General features: G+C 40.8%; 18 protein-coding genes. 10 read left to right on the forward strand and 8 right to left on the reverse strand.

Annotated features, from left to right (window positions below; all coding sequences use genetic code 11):
- A complete protein-coding gene (ltnD, locus tag BKL51_RS05735) occupies positions 1-906 on the reverse strand; it encodes an L-threonate dehydrogenase (RefSeq protein ID WP_077465781.1) in 906 nt (301 codons plus the stop codon).
- 175 nt (positions 907-1081) lie between these two features.
- Here ltnD and BKL51_RS05740 point away from each other — a divergent pair, with 175 nt between their 5' ends.
- The gene (locus BKL51_RS05740; RefSeq protein WP_077465782.1) at positions 1082-1840 is read left to right on the forward strand and encodes a DeoR/GlpR family DNA-binding transcription regulator; all 759 of its coding nucleotides are present in this window, start codon (positions 1082-1084) and stop codon (positions 1838-1840) included.
- Positions 1841-1908: 68 nt separating this feature from the next.
- Here BKL51_RS05740 and BKL51_RS05745 read toward each other — a convergent pair whose 3' ends face one another.
- The 7 genes from BKL51_RS05745 to epmB form a co-directional block, all read right to left on the reverse strand.
- Positions 1909-2265: a diacylglycerol kinase gene (locus BKL51_RS05745; protein ID WP_077465783.1), complete on the reverse strand. Its 357-nt coding sequence runs from the start codon at positions 2263-2265 to the stop codon at positions 1909-1911.
- Positions 2266-2278: 13 nt separating this feature from the next.
- Positions 2279-4510, reverse strand: coding sequence for a GTP diphosphokinase (gene relA / locus BKL51_RS05750; RefSeq protein WP_077465784.1), 2232 nt, complete (start codon positions 4508-4510; stop codon positions 2279-2281).
- Between the two features lie 75 nt (positions 4511-4585).
- Complete coding sequence (rlmD, locus tag BKL51_RS05755) at positions 4586-5902, reverse strand: 23S rRNA (uracil(1939)-C(5))-methyltransferase RlmD (protein WP_077465785.1); 1317 nt, start codon at positions 5900-5902, stop codon at positions 4586-4588.
- Positions 5899-6609, reverse strand: coding sequence for a DNA repair protein RecO (gene recO / locus BKL51_RS05760; RefSeq protein WP_077465786.1), 711 nt, complete (start codon positions 6607-6609; stop codon positions 5899-5901). Before recO ends, rlmD begins: the two co-directional genes overlap by 4 nt.
- Before the next feature lie 3 nt (positions 6610-6612).
- On the reverse strand, positions 6613-7017 hold the full coding sequence (locus tag BKL51_RS05765) for an MliC family protein (protein ID WP_077465787.1): 405 nt from the start codon (positions 7015-7017) through the stop codon (positions 6613-6615).
- Between the two features lie 55 nt (positions 7018-7072).
- Entirely contained in the window at positions 7073-8404 is a 1332-nt protein-coding gene (gene oapA, locus BKL51_RS05770; RefSeq protein WP_198930110.1) for an opacity-associated protein OapA, read from the reverse strand.
- Positions 8405-8499: 95 nt separating this feature from the next.
- Complete coding sequence (epmB, locus tag BKL51_RS05775; protein WP_077465789.1) at positions 8500-9516, reverse strand: EF-P beta-lysylation protein EpmB; 1017 nt, start codon at positions 9514-9516, stop codon at positions 8500-8502.
- Between the two features lie 37 nt (positions 9517-9553).
- Between epmB and efp the strand changes: the two genes are divergently transcribed.
- The 9 genes from efp (at position 9554) to fis (ending at position 17618) form a co-directional block, all read left to right on the forward strand.
- Positions 9554-10120, forward strand: coding sequence for an elongation factor P (gene efp / locus BKL51_RS05780; RefSeq protein ID WP_077465790.1), 567 nt, complete (start codon positions 9554-9556; stop codon positions 10118-10120).
- A 186-nt stretch (positions 10121-10306) separates the two neighbouring features.
- A complete protein-coding gene (locus BKL51_RS05785; protein WP_077465791.1) occupies positions 10307-11155 on the forward strand; it encodes a Slam-dependent surface lipoprotein in 849 nt (282 codons plus the stop codon).
- Between the two features lie 73 nt (positions 11156-11228).
- Positions 11229-12659 (forward strand): surface lipoprotein assembly modifier, encoded by a 1431-nt coding sequence (locus tag BKL51_RS05790; protein ID WP_077465792.1) that lies wholly within the window; start codon positions 11229-11231, stop codon positions 12657-12659.
- 14 nt (positions 12660-12673) lie between these two features.
- Positions 12674-12937, forward strand: coding sequence for a YhdT family protein (locus tag BKL51_RS05795; protein ID WP_077465793.1), 264 nt, complete (start codon positions 12674-12676; stop codon positions 12935-12937).
- The gene (gene panF / locus BKL51_RS05800) at positions 12934-14394 is read left to right on the forward strand and encodes a sodium/pantothenate symporter (RefSeq protein WP_077465794.1); all 1461 of its coding nucleotides are present in this window, start codon (positions 12934-12936) and stop codon (positions 14392-14394) included. Before BKL51_RS05795 ends, panF begins: the two co-directional genes overlap by 4 nt.
- Positions 14395-14404: 10 nt before the next feature.
- Positions 14405-15277, forward strand: a complete 873-nt coding sequence (locus BKL51_RS05805; RefSeq protein WP_077465795.1) for a DMT family transporter — start codon at positions 14405-14407, stop codon at positions 15275-15277.
- Positions 15278-15310: 33 nt separating this feature from the next.
- Complete coding sequence (prmA, locus tag BKL51_RS05810) at positions 15311-16198, forward strand: 50S ribosomal protein L11 methyltransferase (RefSeq protein WP_077465796.1); 888 nt, start codon at positions 15311-15313, stop codon at positions 16196-16198.
- A gap of 146 nt (positions 16199-16344) precedes the next feature.
- Positions 16345-17325 carry a tRNA dihydrouridine synthase DusB gene (gene dusB, locus BKL51_RS05815; protein WP_077465797.1) on the forward strand — a complete coding sequence of 327 codons (981 nt, stop codon included), beginning with the start codon at positions 16345-16347 and terminating at the stop codon, positions 17323-17325.
- Entirely contained in the window at positions 17319-17618 is a 300-nt protein-coding gene (gene fis / locus BKL51_RS05820) for a DNA-binding transcriptional regulator Fis (RefSeq protein WP_018356238.1), read from the forward strand. Before dusB ends, fis begins: the two co-directional genes overlap by 7 nt.
- Positions 17619-17806 lie beyond the last annotated feature (188 nt).

Here is a 17806-nt window from a genome sequence, read left to right on the forward strand (position 1 = left end):
TTACGCTCCTTTTTTCGGTAATTTAATACCACTAAAAATTTTAATCACTGCACTGTCATCTTCTTTCCCGTAGCCGGCATTGCTAGCCTCTGTGAACATAGAATAGGCAGTGCTGGCAAGGTGAAGCGGGAAACGTAAAGATTTTGCCGTATCGTTCACCAACCCTAAATCTTTCACAAAAATATCCACCATGGAGAGCGGAGAATAATCCCCTTCCACTACGTGTTTCATTCGGTTTTCAAACATCCATGAATTACCTGCCGCATTCGTCACCACGTCATACATTAAATCAAGAGGAATGCCTGCCTTGGCGGCTAATGCCATCGCCTCCGCGCCTGCGGCAATGTGTACGCCTGCAAGTAATTGATGAATAATTTTCACCGTTGCACCCAAGCCAATTTCTTCGCCAATGTTGTACACCTTACCTGCCACGGCATCGAGTACGGGCTGTAATTTATCAAACGCCTGTTTTGAACCTGATGCCATGACTGTCATTTCTCCGCTGGCAGCTTTTGCTGCACCACCGGAAACAGGCGCATCTAACATCAGCAACTCTAAACTTGTTAATTTTTGTGAAATTTCTTTTGCATCCTGTGCGGATATGGTTGAAGAAACCATCACTGCGGTACCCTTATTAAGTTTTTCCGCCAAACCATTTTCACCAAATAACACAGCATTGACCTGTGCGGCATTCACCACAAGCAATACAACGGCATCTAAATCAGAGGCAAAATCTACCGCACTTTGACCGACGGCATAAGCACCGTCTTCTTTTAATTTTTCAAGTGCCGTCATATTTAGATCGACACCGTAGGTGGTTAATCCCGCTTTCACGCAAGATTGCGCAGCCCCCATTCCCATTGCACCTAAACCGATTACGGCAACCGAATAAGATTTGTTTGTCATCGCTCTCACTCCAATAATGTTAATTGATTTCATGAGAGGCATTCTGACAGGTTTTAAAATAAAAAAACGTGAACGCGATCACAAAAATTAACATTCATGTTATTTTTTGTTAAAAAGAAAGAAAACAAAAAAGAGGAAAAAACGATATAATGAAGAAAATTTTGGAGAGGACTTTATGATTCCTGCAGAACGTCAAAAATTGTTACTCAATTTAATCAATCAAAAAGATGTGGTAAGCATCACACAACTGGTTGAATCGCTGAATGTTTCTCATATGACTATTCGCCGAGATATTCAAAAATTAGAAGAAATGGGAAAAGTGGTGTCCATATCGGGCGGCGTAAAAATACAAGAGCATTTGTCTTTTGAACCAACCCACCAAGACAAATCACTTCTTTTTCACACTCAAAAAGAGCAAATCGGCAAATTTGCCGCACAACAAATTCCAACAAATACGACGATCTATCTTGATGCCGGCACCACAACATTAGAAATTGCTTACCGTTTAATTGAGCGGAATGACCTCTTAGTGGTCACAAACGATTTTTCTATTGCTCATTTTCTTATGACGAACGGACAATGTGAGTTAATTCATATCGGTGGGAGCGTGAATAAATTGAATCATTCTTCCGTTGGAGAACTTGCCGGTCAATTTCTCCGACAGCTTTCTATCGATATTGCCTTTGTTTCCACTTCATCGTGGACATTGAAAGGTTTAACTACGCCCGATGAAAATAAATTGCCGGTAAAAAAAGCCTTACTTGATGCCAGCAATCAAAGAATCTTAGTCTCGGACTCATCAAAATATGGCAAAGTGGCAACATTTCATATTTGTCCTTTAACCCGCTTTGATCGCATTATTTGTGATAAAAATCTCGTTGAGCCTGTACAACATGCCATTAAAGAGCTCAATGTTGAATTAATCACTGTCTAGCATTGGCACAATAAAAAACGGCTTATGCCAACACATAAGCCGCAATTTTTCTTGAAACCGACCGCACTTTAGAAGAATAAAATACTTCCCCATACCACGCCAACAATGCAAAGGGCGATAAATACCGCGGCCGAACCTTGATCTTTAGCTCGACCGGAAAGTTCGTGGCGTTCAGTGCCGATCCTATCGACTACCGCTTCAACGGCACTGTTTAACAATTCCACCGCCAGCACAAGCAAGACGGATGAAACCATCAAAGCGATTTCGATTTTGGTTTCTCCCAAGAAAAAGGCAAGCGGAATCAAAATGACAGCCAGAAAACATTCATGACGAAAAGCGGTTTCATGCTTGAATGCGCTTTTTAAGCCTTGAAGGGAATATTTTGTCGAATTAATTAAGTGAGTTAACCCCGTTGTTTTATGCATAAAGATTCCTATTTTATAAACGCTTGGCTTCGATCACATCGTTCAATTTTGAAACTCGAGCCAAGATTTTACTTAAACTTTCCACATTATGGAGCTCGATTTCCATATCAATGGTTGCTAATTGTTTTTTCGTGTCAGAACGACTGGATACACTCAGCACACTAATTTTTTCATTTGCCAATACTGTCGTAACATCACGCAATAAACCGTTACGATCACTTGCTACAATACGGATATTAACATGGAAACCACTGGCATAATTTTCACCCCAAATAGATTCCACCACTCGTTCGGGATGTGCCGCTTGCAAATCTAAAAACTGCTCGCAATCGCTACGGTGAATAGAAATACCACGGCCCATTGTGATGTAGCCGACAATTGCATCCCCCGGAATAGGTTGACAACAACGGGCAATATGATGCATTAAATTTCCTACGCCTTCTACAATAACATAATCATTCTTACCATGATTTTTTTGCTGAGAATTGACCGCACTTTTATTTGCCACGTGACGCAGAATTTCTTGATCAACTTGTTCAGCGCTTACTTTGATAAGCTTATTTTGTAAAAAGTTCACCAAATGATTAAGACGAATATCGCCACTGCCGATTCCCGCATAAAGATCATCTATATTTTTCAAGTTATAACGCGGCAGTGCGTAAGGTTCAATCTGTTTGAGGCTGAAATTTAAACGGGCTAATTCATTATCCAGTAATTCTTTTCCTGCCGGTACATTCTTATCACGATCCTGTTTTTTAAACCATGCCTGAATTTTTGCCCGCGATTTTGCCGTATGGGTAAAGCCTAAATTCGGATTAAGCCAATCCCGACTTGGATTTGGATTTTTTTGAGTAATAATTTCAATTTGATCGCCCATTTGTAATTGATAGGTGAACGGCACAATCCGCCCCGATACCTTCGCCCCGATACAGCGATGACCGATTTCACTATGAATGGCATAAGCAAAATCAAGCGGAGTCGAACCGGTCGGTAAATCCACCACCTCCCCTTTTGGAGTAAACACATAGACACGATCATCAAATACTTGGCTTCGTAATTCTGCCATCACTTCACCGGAATCGGTAATATCATCCTGCCATGCGAGCAATTTGCGTAACCACGCGATTTTTTCTTCATATGCCGACATGATGCCTGTCGTGCCTTCTTTGTACTTCCAGTGTGCTGCAACGCCCAATTCTGCATCATCATGCATTTGCTGAGTGCGAATTTGCACTTCAATCGGCTTACCGCCTTTTCCTAACACAACGGTATGAATAGACTGATACCCGTTAGGTTTCGGGTTCGCGACGTAATCATCAAATTCTTTTGGTAAATGTTTGAAATGGGTATGAACAATACCTAATGCAGTATAACAATCCTGCAATTTTTGGACGATAATTCTGACCGCTCTTACATCATATAAATCACCAAATTCCAAGTGTTTTTTCTGCATTTTACGCCAAATACTATAAATGTGTTTTGGGCGACCGTACACATCGACATGATCGATATTCTTACGCAAATGGCGGCTGAGTTCTTCCACAAAATCGGCGATGTAATGTTCGCGATCAAGTCGACGTTCTTGTAATAGTTTGGCAATAGCACGATATTGGTCGGGGTGTAAATAGCGGAAACAATAATCCTCCAACTCCCATTTAAGCTGTCCGATCCCTAAGCGATTTGCCAAGGGCGCATAAATATTAGAGCATTCTTTGGCAGCAAGAACTTTTTCTTCTTCGGAACAGCGATTTTCAGCATCGCGGAGAAAAGTTATGCGTTCGGCAAGTTTAATAATCACACAACGAAAATCATCTACCATAGCAAGTAGCATACGGCGGACATTATCCACTTGTAACGCATTAGCAGAATGGCTGGCATTGAGTTGGCGAATATTATCCATTTCCTCAACACCTCTAAGTAATTTGAGGATTTTCGCACCGAATTTCTCTTCCAATACTTCCCAATCGACCAAACGATTTGCCACAATCGGGAAAAGCATAGCGGTGATCAGGCTCTCCACATCCATATTCAGCTCGTGCAAAATTTCCACCATTTCTACACCGGATTGTAGTGTCAGTGTGGCATTTTTCATTTCATCAGGGTAGGAAGTTATTAGCTCACGCGAATAATACCAAGCATTAATCAACATTTTTTCCGCTTGTTCTGTCAGTTTTAACCCTATACACCATTGTTCAATCACAAAATCTTGCGGATTTAACAAATGAGAACCGCGAACAGCAACCATAATACCCCCTTGTTGATGAGAAACGTAGCTCCCTGCCACTCCGTTTTAGCCTGTCATTGTAACAGAATAACCTACTTATTTTGTAGAAAATAACGTAATAGATTCCAAATGCCCCGTATGGGGAAACATATCAATCACTGCGCTCTTTTCTATTTTATAACCGAACCCGAGCAAAATTTCCGCATCACGCACTAAGGTGGCAGGATTACAAGAAACATAAAGCATTTTCTCAGCCTTTAATTGACAAAGTGCTTTTAATGCAAACGCTGCGCCACTACGAGGCGGATCAAGCAAAACTTTGTTGAAAGGCTGATTTGCCCAAGGTTGATTAATAAAGGGTTGGTCAAGATTTGTCTGAAAAAATTCAATATTATTGATCTGATTGCGTTCGGCATTGAGTGCAGCCTTTTGTACCATCTCAAAAACACCTTCAATTCCCACCGCACTTTTAACTAGTTTCGCTATAGGAAGAGTGAAATTACCCATGCCGCAAAATAAATCCAACACATGATCCGTAGGGCTAAGGGAAAGCCAATCCAGTGCGGTTTGCACCATTTTCTCGTTTAGCCTGCGATTGATTTGAATAAAATCACGAATATCAAAATTTAATTTAATGCCGTTAGAAAATTGATAATAGGGTAAACTGCCACAAATTTGTTCAATTCCGCCATCATTTTGTAAAAAAAGCATAAGGTTTTCTTGTTCGGCAAAATTCAACAGCAAAGTGCGGTCAATTTCGGCGAGATTTCCCGTATAACGCAACAACATCGCCACCCCATTATCTGCGGCGACTAATTCAATGTGACCAAGTTGTTTTTGGCTGGAATAACGTGCTAAAAGTGCGGTCAATTTTGGCAGTAAATTATTGATGGCAGGTTCGAGTACTTCACAATGTTCCACCGCGATCAAATCGTGGCTATTTTTCTGACGAAACCCCATTTCAATTTGCTTGGTTTTCGGGTTGAAGCATAAGCTTAAACGAACTCGGCGGCGATAACGCCAAGCCTCATCACAAATCATCGGTTGAAAAGCAATGGGTTGCGGTTGAAGTCTTGACAAACGTTTAAATAATACCGCCTGTTTGGCTTCACGCTGCATTTCAATAGGAATATGTTGGGCTTGACAGCCCCCGCAGCGCTCATAATAGCTACACTGCGGCAAAACACGAAATGCACTTTTTTCAAGCCATTTTTTAGCAACTGCCCGCCCATATTGGCGTTTTTCCTCAACCACAAGACATTCCACTTTTTCCGGTGGCAGTGCATTTTCGATAAACCAAGTTTTTCCATTCACTTTTGCCACGCCTAATCCTTGATAATCCAATTCAAGAATATCAGCCGTGATCGTTTGCCGCTGTTTTGTTTTTTTCGGTTTGGTATAAAGGAGCATTATTTCAAATAAAGAATGTTTTGAGTAAATAATTCTCGGCTTTTTAAGGGCTTATCGCCGAGATAATGTTTTAAAGCTATGCGAGTAAAACGTTTCGCCGCTTGGCGCACGACTTCATCGGAAAAGTCAAGTGCATCAAAGGCTATGAGATCACGTCCGTAAAACGTTAGATTATCTTTCACCAGTGAGGCAATAAAGCCTTTTTCTTCTCGATAACGGTAAGTCATTGAGGGTTCAACCGGCAAACCTGAGCCGGCACAATGTAGAAAATCCACGCCATAGCCGAGAATTTGCAGTAAATTAAATTCAAATAAACGTAAGCAAGGTTCGATATTGGTTTCTGCCGCCAAGCCTGTTAAGCATTTTAGATAATGTTGGAATAATTGGGGATTAGCCGTTTCAGGTTCGATAACACGGCTAAGCAGTTCATTGACATAGAAACCGCTATAAAGTGCGTTTTGTTGTAAAGGTAAAGTTATCGCGGCAGGTTCTGCCTTTGTGAGCGTTTTTAAGCCGCTTTTCCCCGTCCAACGTAATAACAAGGGAGTGAAAGGTTGTAGCACCGATTTCCATGCGGAACGTTTTGCCCTCGCACCTTTAGCTATCACCGTCAGGCGACCGCTTTCTTCGGTAAATAAATCCACCAACAAACTGGTTTCACTGTAAGGGCGGCGATGTAGCACAAAACCACGTTGAAGATCGGTTTGCACGGTTTATTCACCCGATAATAATTCGGAAGATCTCAATCGACACTGTTCCGCTAAAATCTTGCCGACACTGGTTTTCAACAAACTCAAATCATCACGCTCTTGCCAAGTCCAGCGAATATTGCCGTAATCTTTTCCACGCTCCGAGATCACCAACATTAATTTTTCCGTCATATTATTAAAGGTGATAGTAACCCGTTTCAAAGTCTTCTTATTTTTCTTTTCCGTGCTATGTGTTACCCGCACTACCTTGTTATCTTTACAAAGATATAATTTTGCCGAACCTATCTGTGAGGTTTTATCCACCTTTTGTACTTTCATTTTTTGTGGTAGCGGCTCACTTAATAGCGTATTTTCCACACAACCGTTCAGCAAAAGTGCGGTCAAAATAAACGATATTTTTTTCAACATAGATATCCACCGAAATTGAACAAAAAAAGGGCGGATTTCCGCCCTTTACATTATTTTATTTTTTAAATTGATAAGAACCGTCCGATTGACGTATAAACTTCGATCCGTTAGATAAACATAACTCACTTACACGCCCTTGCCCATTCAAGGAAATCTGAACTTTATCACCCGGTTTAAAGCTGCTCAAGGCATTACCCGCACCGTTTGCTTTGGTCATGGCATTCACATCGGAAATATTCAAATTGTTATCACGGAATACTTGCATAAGGGACACCCCCTTTGGCACCGTTAAGGTTTTACTTGCTCCGATTGAGGCGACTTTTGCCGTATTAGTCGCTGGTTTTGATTCTACAATTTGAACTTTCCGTTCGTTTTTCGCTGTTGCTTTTGTTTCTTGAGTCGTAGCTTTTCGTGTCGGTTCGGTTTTAGTTTGAACCGATTTCACGGTTACTTTTTCTACAGTCTTACGTTCTTGGATAGTAGCAGGCTTAACCCCTTTCTGTTTTACCGTTTCACGGCGGTTTTCGACCGGTCTGGTCGGCTCAGGTCGAACAGGGACTGCGGAAACTGGTTGAGAACTTGTTTCATTGCCGGATGATGCGGATTCCGTTGTTTTTTGTAAATCGGTTGCCGCTTTTTGCTCGCCGACATATTCCATTTTGCCCGGTTCCGCGGTATAGACGGATTCTGTCTGAGCTTGTTTTTCTGCTGATGGTGTACTTTCCTGCGGTACAGAAACATTATCCAACACGGTTGTTTCAACCGGTTGAGACTGATCTAATGATTGAAATTGCACCGGAATTTCACTGCTATTTTGTTGCTCAAAAGATTCCACCGTATCAGAATTCGGTTTTAACGCAAAAAATACAATCAAAAGTAAAACCAACGCTAAAATCGCAATAAAAAGACGACGATGTTTTTCCGGTAAAATTTGAAGAATTTTCCATTTTTCAGGACGTTTCAAGGCTGTCGCAGCCGCTGTTGCACCGGTAGATAAGGCTTCTTTAGCCTGCTCTGCAACAGAAGTCGAGCTTTCTACTGCATCTTCTACTTTTGTTTCAATCTTTTTAACTACAGATTCAACGGTAGATTCTACTTTTTGTTCAACGCTTTCAACCGTCATTTTAACGGTTTCAGTGAAATTTGATTGTGGGTTTGGCTGAGCTGCTTGCTGTGTACTATCTTCACCGAAAGTCGGCTCTTTACGTACATGAAATTGGGTCCCGACTTGCTCCTTACGCCCAAACAAATCTTTCAAGCCCTTTGCTTTATCCAATAAAGATTCACTTGACTGAACCGGTTTTCTTGGTGTCACTGCATCCGCTTGGTTTAAACCAAGATCAAGTTCGTTTTGAGATTTATTTTCGTTTGATTGATTGTTATTCATAGAATCCACAGAATTACCTCAGTTAATTATTGTCTGTATTCGTCTTAGCGATAAGCACAAAGTACGGTAAAAAATCTTGTGTATTTTATCGGATCTTATTCAGCGTATAAAGTCTTATTTGGCTCACCGGCAATTTCACGCGCGAGTTTAGGCACAAGATAACCGGAAGTGAGCGATTGCAAGGTTTTGTAAATTATCATAGCTTGCTTATCGCCGACTACAAAATGGCTTGCCCCTTGTACTTTATCCAATAGATGCAGGTAATAGGGCAAAATACCGATCCGGAATAATTTATCGCCTAATCTTTTCAAGATTTTCGCATCATCGTTGATCCCCTTCAACAAGACAGATTGATTAAGCAACGTAACTTTTGCAGCACTCAGTTTCTTCATCGCCTGTGCCAAAAGATCATCTATTTCATTAGGATGATTAATGTGAGTAACAAGCACCGTTTGCAAACGGCTTTTTGTCAAAATTTCACAGAATTCATTGGTAATACGTTGCGGAATAACCACGGGTAAGCGGGAGTGGATGCGCAAACGCTGTAAGTGCGGTAAATTTTCAAGACGTTTTATTAGCCATTCCAATTCATGATCTTTCGCCATCAGCGGATCGCCTCCGGAAAATATCACTTCTTCAATTTCATGATGTTCGGCGATGTAATCCAATGCCTGCTGCCAATTTTTTTTATTACCCGGGTTCGTATCGTAAGGAAAATGACGGCGAAAGCAATAACGACAATTCACCGCACAACCGCCTTTTACCATAAACAAAAGGCGGTTGCTATATTTATGCAAAATATTCGGCGCGGCATTGACATTTTGTTCCTCAAGAGGATCGGTTGAAAATCCTTCAGCCTGTACGAATTCCAAATCGGAACACATTACTTGCAAAAAGAGCGGATCATTCGGGTTACTCTTTTCCATTTTTGCAACAAAAGGCTGAGGAACCCGAAGAGCAAAAAGTTTTCGGGCATTGAATGCATACTCAAAATCCTTTTCCGGTAAATCAAGGATTTTTAGTAATACTTGAGGATCGGAAATTGCATTTTTTAGAATAGCGAGCCAATTTTGTTCTTCTCTAATCACAGTATCTTGAGTTAAAATACACACTTTTCAAACCATCTTTCTTACACTAGGATATTTTAATATGGCTACATATACTACCAGTGATTTCAAACCGGGTCTAAAATTTATGCAAGACGGCGAGCCTTGCGTGATTATCGAAAACGAATTTGTGAAACCGGGTAAAGGTCAGGCGTTTACCCGCACTCGTATTCGTAAATTAATTTCCGGCAAAGTGTTGGATGTGAACTTTAAATCCGGTACTTCCGTTGAAGCTGCTGATGTCATGGATCTTAATTTAACTTACTCATACAAAGACGAGGCGTTTTGGTATTTCATGCACCCAGAAACCTTCGAACAGTATTCGGCAGATGCGAAAGCTGTGGGTGAGGCGGAAAAATGGTTATTAGACCAAGCGGATTGTATTGTCACCTTATGGAACGGTGCGCCAATCACGGTAACACCGCCGAACTTTGTCGAATTAGAAATCGTGGACACTGATCCGGGTTTGAAAGGCGATACTGCAGGAACCGGCGGCAAACCGGCAACCCTCAGCACCGGCGCAGTAGTGAAAGTTCCTCTGTTCGTGCAAATCGGCGAAGTGATTAAAGTCGATACCCGTTCAGGCGAATATGTTTCTCGTGTGAAATAATCTCTGTTATGAACGAAAAAAGCGCGGTCAAAAAATCTTATACATTTTTGACTGCGCTTTTGTTTTTTTAAGTTATTGATAATTCATCTTTTATTCACTTAACAAGCTACACGAGTTTTGATAGACTTTACAGCGTTTTAACTCTGATTCATCTTAATTTTATTTATTAATTGTACGAGATCTCTTATGGAACTAACAAAAATTTCATTGACAAGATTTGGTTTAGCTGCTCTGGCTGCGTTAATTGTTTCAGCTTGTGGAAGCAGTGGCGGTGGCAATAGCGATAATCAGCCGCAACAAAATAATGCATCAAACAATACTCAAACAAATAAAACATCTGATAACAAAACGTCTGATAATAAATCATCTAATAATCAACTCCAACAGGAGAGAAACGAGAAAGGTACGGCAATTGTAATATCAGGAAGTGATGATAATGTTAAGTCATCAGCCTCAACATTAAATCATTACAACACAACCTCTATAAATGTAGATGAAGTCGATATTATCATTGGGTTTCCAGATCCTGATATTCCGGATTGGACGTCTACAATCGTAGAGGAAAGAAAACTTAACGTATGTTGTGGTCGTTATTCCGATATCCGCTTTGGTGTGAGTGATTCTTTAAATGAAAGTAGCAATGGCTATATGTTCTACAACGGAAATCCAACTCAAAATATGCCAACATCAGGTACCGCAACTTATTCTGGTGATGCGATTATTTCTGCAGAAAACATTTATGGACTAGATCCAGAAGAAGACTACTACCATGGTTCATCTAAATTTAATGTCGATTTTGGAAATAAAACCTTAGAAGGTTCACTCAACATCCCAAATAGAAATCTCCAGCCAGTAAAAGTAGAAATTAATGCTCAAATTTCAGGTAATTCATTTACAGGGACAACCGATTCAACTAGGCTATCGAATGGTCAAGTAGAAGGTAAATTCTACGGCAATAATGCAAAAGAAATGGCAGGTCTTGCACAGAGCAACGATCAATCTTGGAATGCCGCTTTTGGTGCTGCAAAACAATAAAATGAACACCTAGAATTATAAAGCAAGCCACAGTGCTTGCTTGCTTTATTCATATCTAAGAGAATTAAAATTAATGAAATTCGGTAAGATTTTTCTTTCTACCTTTTATATATTATTTGCGGTCAATGCCTTGGCAGAAGTGGCTCGATCTAAAAACGACGGACTAGACGATCGCATTAATATGGCAAAGCCAAAGCTTCCACAAGCAGAAACACAAATTTCTATGCCAAAGGGAGGAAATATTTCAATGAGTAGCAGCGAACTACAACAACATCCCGATTTAATTATTGGCGGATTAGTTCCTGCGGTTTTTCAAAATAACACTCAAGCAGTAAAGATTTTACTCCCGCTTTATAAAAATTTACCTAATCAAGATCCCACCTTATTGGCTTGGGCTGAAACGATTATGCTGCGTCAGCAAGGCGATTTTTCACAGGCGGTAAAACGTTATCGCGCTTTATTTAGCAAGCATCCCAGCCTCATTGCCTTACGTTATCAACTAGCCCAAGCTTTATTCTTAAATAATGACAATGAGGCGGCAAAAGATCAGTTTCAAAAATTGCGAGCGGAAAACCTATCACCGGAAACCATTAAAATGATCGATCAATATTTATCCGCCTTAAATAAACGAAACCAATGGAAGGTGAACGGTGGAGTGAGTTATTTAAACGAATCAAACATTAATAATGCCCCCAAAAGCGGCACTCAAATTGATAACTGGCGGGCTTGGGAAAAAGAAAATGCACAAGGTTTTTCCTACTATTTAAATACCGAGAAAAAATGGTCTTGGGCGAATAATATCTTCACTAAATTACAACTTGAAGGACAAGGTAAATACTTTTGGAATAATAAAAAATATAATGAATTAAACTTGCGGGTTGGTGCAGGATGGGGCTATCAAACCGCTCGTTTTGAAGGCTCATTGACTCCCTTTACAGAAAAACGTTGGTACGGAGGCGGTTCGTCAGGCAGTGATTCGCTAAAACAATATTCTAAAAATAGCGGTGTGCGTGCGGATATCAATTATTGGTTGAATGAAAAATGGCAAATTTCAACCGCACTTGAATACGGCGAACAACGTTATGGCTGGCGAAAACATTTAAATGGTAATAACTATCTCTGGTCAAACACCCTACTTTTTGTTCCCAAAAGCGGGCAATATTGGCTTGCAGGTATCGATTATAATCGTGAAAATACCCGTGATCGCGATAATGCTTACCAACGCAAAAATATCCGTTTAGGTTGGGGACAAGAATGGCCACTCGGTATTTCCACCCGATTAAACCTTGCTTATGCAAGACGAATCTATAAAGATATTGACTTTTTTAATATTCGTCAAAAAAATAGTGAATATTTTGCCGCACTCACGCTGTGGCATCGAAATATTTATTTTTGGGGTATTACACCAAAACTAACCTGGACGTATCAAAAAATAAAAAGTAACCATCCTTTCTATAGTTATGATAAAAACCGTATTTATTTAGAAATGAGTAAAACATTTTAAATAAGGATTACACTATGACGCTCTCGCAACGATACAAACAAGCCGCCAAAGAAGCTCGATGGGCATTAGGGCTAACACTCTTCTATGTGATTGGCTGGTGTTTATGCGCTTACTTACCTAAAAATACGCTTGGACCAATCGGCTTTCCCCTTTGGTTTGAACTCTCTTGCATTTATTTACCGATTTTATTTATTGTAATCGGTTACTGGCTAATTAAGATTATCTATCAAGATATTTCGCTCGAAATAAAGCAAGATGACAAAGGAGATAAACAATGAATTTAGGTATTATTTTCCCCTTAGTCATCTATCTTGCCTTTGTATTTGGCGCAGCTATTTATGCTTATGTAAAACGCACGAAAGGCGATTTTTTAACGGAATATTATGTGGGTAATCGCTCGATGACAGGTTTTGTGCTTGCCATGACTACCGCCTCCACCTATGCCAGCGCCAGTTCTTTTGTCGGAGGCCCGGGAGCAGCGTATAAATATGGCTTAGGCTGGGTACTATTAGCGATGATTCAGGTGCCAGCAGTATGGCTTGCTTTAGGTGCGTTGGGCAAAAAATTCGCCCTTCTTTCCCGAGAAACCAACGCTCTAACTATCAACGATCTTTTTCTGTATCGCTACAAAAATAAATATCTTGTCTGGATTTCAAGCCTTGCCTTATTACTCGCTTTTTTTGCCGCGATGACCGTGCAATTTATCGGCGGTGCGCGATTGCTTGAAACAACTATCGGAATTTCTTATACGCAAGCACTTTTACTTTTCGCCTTCACCGTGGGAATCTATACCTTCATCGGCGGTTTTCGTGCCGTTGTGCTGACCGATACTATCCAAGGTATGGTGATGATTATTGGCACACTCATCTTACTTGGCGGCACAATTTATGCCCTTGGAGGAGTGGAAAGTGCGGTCAATAAATTAACCGAAATTGATCCGGCGTTAGTTACCCCTTACGGCCCAAACGAGATGCTTGATTTTCAATTTATGGCATCATTTTGGATTTTAGTTTGTTTCGGAGTGGTAGGGTTACCGCACACGGCGGTTCGTTGTATGGCATTTAAAGACAGTAAAGCCTTACATCAAGGTATGTTGATCGGCACTATTGTGCTTTCTTTAATTATGTTCGGTATGCATTTAGCCGGTGCACTGGGGCGTGCGATTATTCCCGAGCTCACCATTGCCGATCAGGTTATTCCGACATTAATGTTACAAGTGCTACCGCCAATTATAGCGGGGATTTTTTTAGCCGCCCCAATGTCCGCCATTATGTCAACGATTGATGCGCAACTTATTCAATCCTCCTCAATCTTTGTCAAAGATTTATACCTTTCCGCCAAACCGGAAGAGGCAAAGAATGAAAAAAAAATCAGCTACTTTTCTTCTATTATTACGCTGATTTTAACCGCACTTTTAATCCTTGCCGCTCTTAATCCGCCGGATATGATCATTTGGCTGAACTTGTTCGCTTTCGGTGGGTTGGAAGCCGCATTTTTATGGGTCATCGTGTTGGGTATTTATTGGGATAAAGCCAATGCATACGGAGCACTAAGCTCGATGATTGTCGGCTTGGGCAGCTATATTTTGCTTACGCAACTCAGTGTGAAACTACTTGGATTCCATCAAATCGTTCCTGCATTAACATTCGGTTTAATCGCATTCTTAGTGGGGAATAAATGGGGAGAAAGTCGCCTTGTGAAAACAAGTGAAAAATCAACCGCACTTGAAAAATAATGGAATTTCTATGATCTACCAAATTATCGCGCTGCTCCTTTGGAGCAGTTCATTAATCGCAGCAAAATTCACCTATTCAATGATGGATCCCGTGCTTGTTGTCCAAATGCGGTTAATTATTGCGACGATTTTCGTGTTACCCCTCTTTTTACGCCGTTGGAAAAAAATTGACAAGCCCATGCGCAAGCAGCTTTGGTGGCTTGCCTTTTTTAACTATACTGCCGTTTTCTTATTGCAATTTATCGGTTTAAAATATACCTCTGCCGCCAGTGCCGTCACGATGATTGGGCTTGAACCGCTACTGGTGGTATTTGTCGGTCATTTCTTTTTTAAAGACCAAGCCGAATGGTTCCATTGGTTATTCGGAGCCATCGCATTTTTAGGGGTTGCCGTGATGATTAATGACGGCCAGCACAATGAAGGGATCAATGAAATTAGCTTATTCGGTTGCTTATTGGTGCTCAGTGCCGGAGTCATTTTTGCGAGTGTATTACGCTGGACACGCAGCGTAGTAGCAAAAGTCTCAACACAAGCCTACACTGCGGTCAGTATTGTATTAGGGACACTCACCACAATTCCCTTCACACTGATTCTAACAGAAAATTGGGAAGTTAATTTAAACGGTTACGGTATCGCCGGCTTATTTTATCTCGCCGTCGGTTGTAGTTGGCTTGCCTATTGGCTGTGGAATAAAGGATTAAACAGTGTCGATGCCAATCTTTCCGGCATTTTAGTTTCCCTTGAACCCCTATTTGGTATTTTATTTGCCGTTCTGTTACTTGGGGAAACGCTCTCATTTTCGACCGCACTTGGCATCACACTCATTATGTTTGCCACTCTCGGTTCAACGTTACTACCGAAATTTTTGAAAAAATCGGTATAATACACCCTATTTTGCAACATTAAGGAAAACACAATGGCTTGGATTCAAATTCGTCTGAATAGTACAAATGAAAAAGCAGAAAAAATGAGTGATTTTCTAGAAGAAATCGGTGCCGTTTCCGTGACTTTTATGGATAGCCAAGATACGCCGATTTTTGAACCGCTACCTGGTGAAACCAGACTTTGGGGCAATACGGATGTAATGGCATTATTTGATGCGGAAACCGATATGGCAAAAATTGTCGATTTACTTCATCAAGCGGAACACTTGGACGAAAATACCGTTTATAAAATTGAACAAATTGAAGACAAAGATTGGGAACGGGAATGGATGGATAATTTTCACCCAATGCAATATGGCAAACGTTTATGGATTTGCCCAAGTTGGCGTGAAATTCCTGATGAAAATGCTATCAATGTAATGCTCGATCCCGGTTTAGCATTCGGCACCGGTACGCACCCGACAACCGCACTTTGTTTAGAATGGCTGGACGGACTAGATTTGAAAGGCAAAACCGTGATTGATTTCGGTTGCGGCTCCGGCATTTTAGCTATTGCGGCACTAAAACTTGGTGCAAAAAGTGCGGTCGGTATTGACATCGATCCACAAGCTATTCTCGCAAGCCGTAATAATGCGGAACAAAATGGCGTAGCGGATCGCCTACAACTCTTTTTATCCGACGAAAAACCGACGGATCTAAAAGCGGATATTGTCGTTGCCAATATTCTTGCCGGTCCATTAAAAGAGCTTTATCCAGTGATTAGTCAGCTCGTCAAAGAAAACGGCGAACTTGGCTTATCCGGTATTTTAGAAACGCAAGCCCAATCCGTATGTGAAACCTACGCACAAACCTTTACTTTAGATCCTGTGGCGGTGCGTGAAGAATGGTGTCGCATTACAGGCAAGCTAAAAATAGTTTAATTTCTTGTTGTCAATCAAAAAAAGTGTATTTTTTGAACAAAATTCGCCTTGCAAATAAATGCAAAATGCGTATCATAGCACGCCTTGTCGATTATCGCGCTATTCGATAATAATGTGATTTAGGCTTTTGAGGTGGTAAAAGTAAAATGCAAATCGGTTCATACCAATTAAAAAACCGTGTTTTACTTGCGCCCATGGCAGGCATTACCGATAAACCTTTTCGTCGCCTGTGCGCTCATTACGGTGCTGGTTTGACCTTTTCAGAAATGATGTCCACGAATCCACAAGTCTGGCATACTGAAAAATCGAAACTGCGTTTGGCACATAGCGACGAACTGGGTATTAACGCCGTGCAAATTGCGGGCTCCGATCCGTTGGAAATGGCGAAAGCTGCTGCTGTAAACGTGCAATACGGTGCAGAAATTATTGATATCAATATGGGCTGCCCTGCCAAAAAAGTCAATCGTAAACTGGCAGGTTCTGCTTTGTTGCAGTTTCCCGAACTGGTAGAAAAAATTCTACGGGAGGTGGTTAGCGCAGTTGATGTGCCGGTCACCTTAAAAATTCGCACAGGCTGGGATAAATCCAATCGAAATTGCGTACAAATCGGCAAAATTGCCGAACAATCCGGTATTCAGGCTTTAACCGTTCATGGGCGAACGCGAGAATGCCTTTTCGAAGGGGAAGCCGAATACGACAATATTCGCTCGGTTAAACAAGCTATTTCTATTCCTGTAATTGCAAATGGCGATATTGATTCCGCAGCGAAAGCAAAGGCAGTACTTGATTATACAGGTGCTGATGCAATTATGATCGGTCGTGCCGCACTAGGTAATCCGTGGCTATTCCAAGCCGTAGATAGTCTAATTGAGTACGATTCGATAACACAAACACCAAGTTTAAGTGAAAAGTGCGGTCAGATTTTGCGCCATATTCAAGAATTACACCAATTCTATGGCGAACAAAAAGGTTATCGCATTGCACGTAAACACGTAGCTTGGTATTTACAGGGAATTCAACCCGATTCCGTTTTTAGACAGGCTTTTAACACAATTAATGATGCCAAACAGCAACTTATTGTGTTGGAGAATTTTTTAAATTCAATTTTGGATAAAGAAAAATGTTAGAACAACAACGTAATCCATCTGAAGCATTAACTGTTTCAGTTTTAAACTCTCAATCACAAGTAACCAATAAACCATTACGTGATTCTGTCAAACAAGCATTGCGCAATTATTTATCACAATTAGATGGTCAAGATGTGAATGATCTTTACGAATTAGTATTAGCGGAAGTTGAACACCCAATGTTAGATATGGTTATGCAATATACTCGAGGTAACCAAACCCGTGCTGCCAATATGCTTGGTATCAACCGTGGTACTTTACGCAAAAAATTAAAAAAATACGGTATGGGCTAATTATTAATATTTTTAGATAAAAAAGAAAAGACGAACGTCCGTTCGTCTTTTTTATTGCAAACTAAAAACCACCTTCTGTGAAGGTGGTTATAGCCTTAAAAGGCTTTGCCTGAATAAATCGACTCATAGAAAATCCTTTTGGAAGTTATCCCCATAACCCACATAAGGAAAAAAATATGAGTCGATTT

Origin of the sequence: Rodentibacter sp. Ppn85 (assembly GCF_001999335.1) — a bacterium.
Taxonomy (GTDB): domain Bacteria; phylum Pseudomonadota; class Gammaproteobacteria; order Enterobacterales; family Pasteurellaceae; genus Rodentibacter.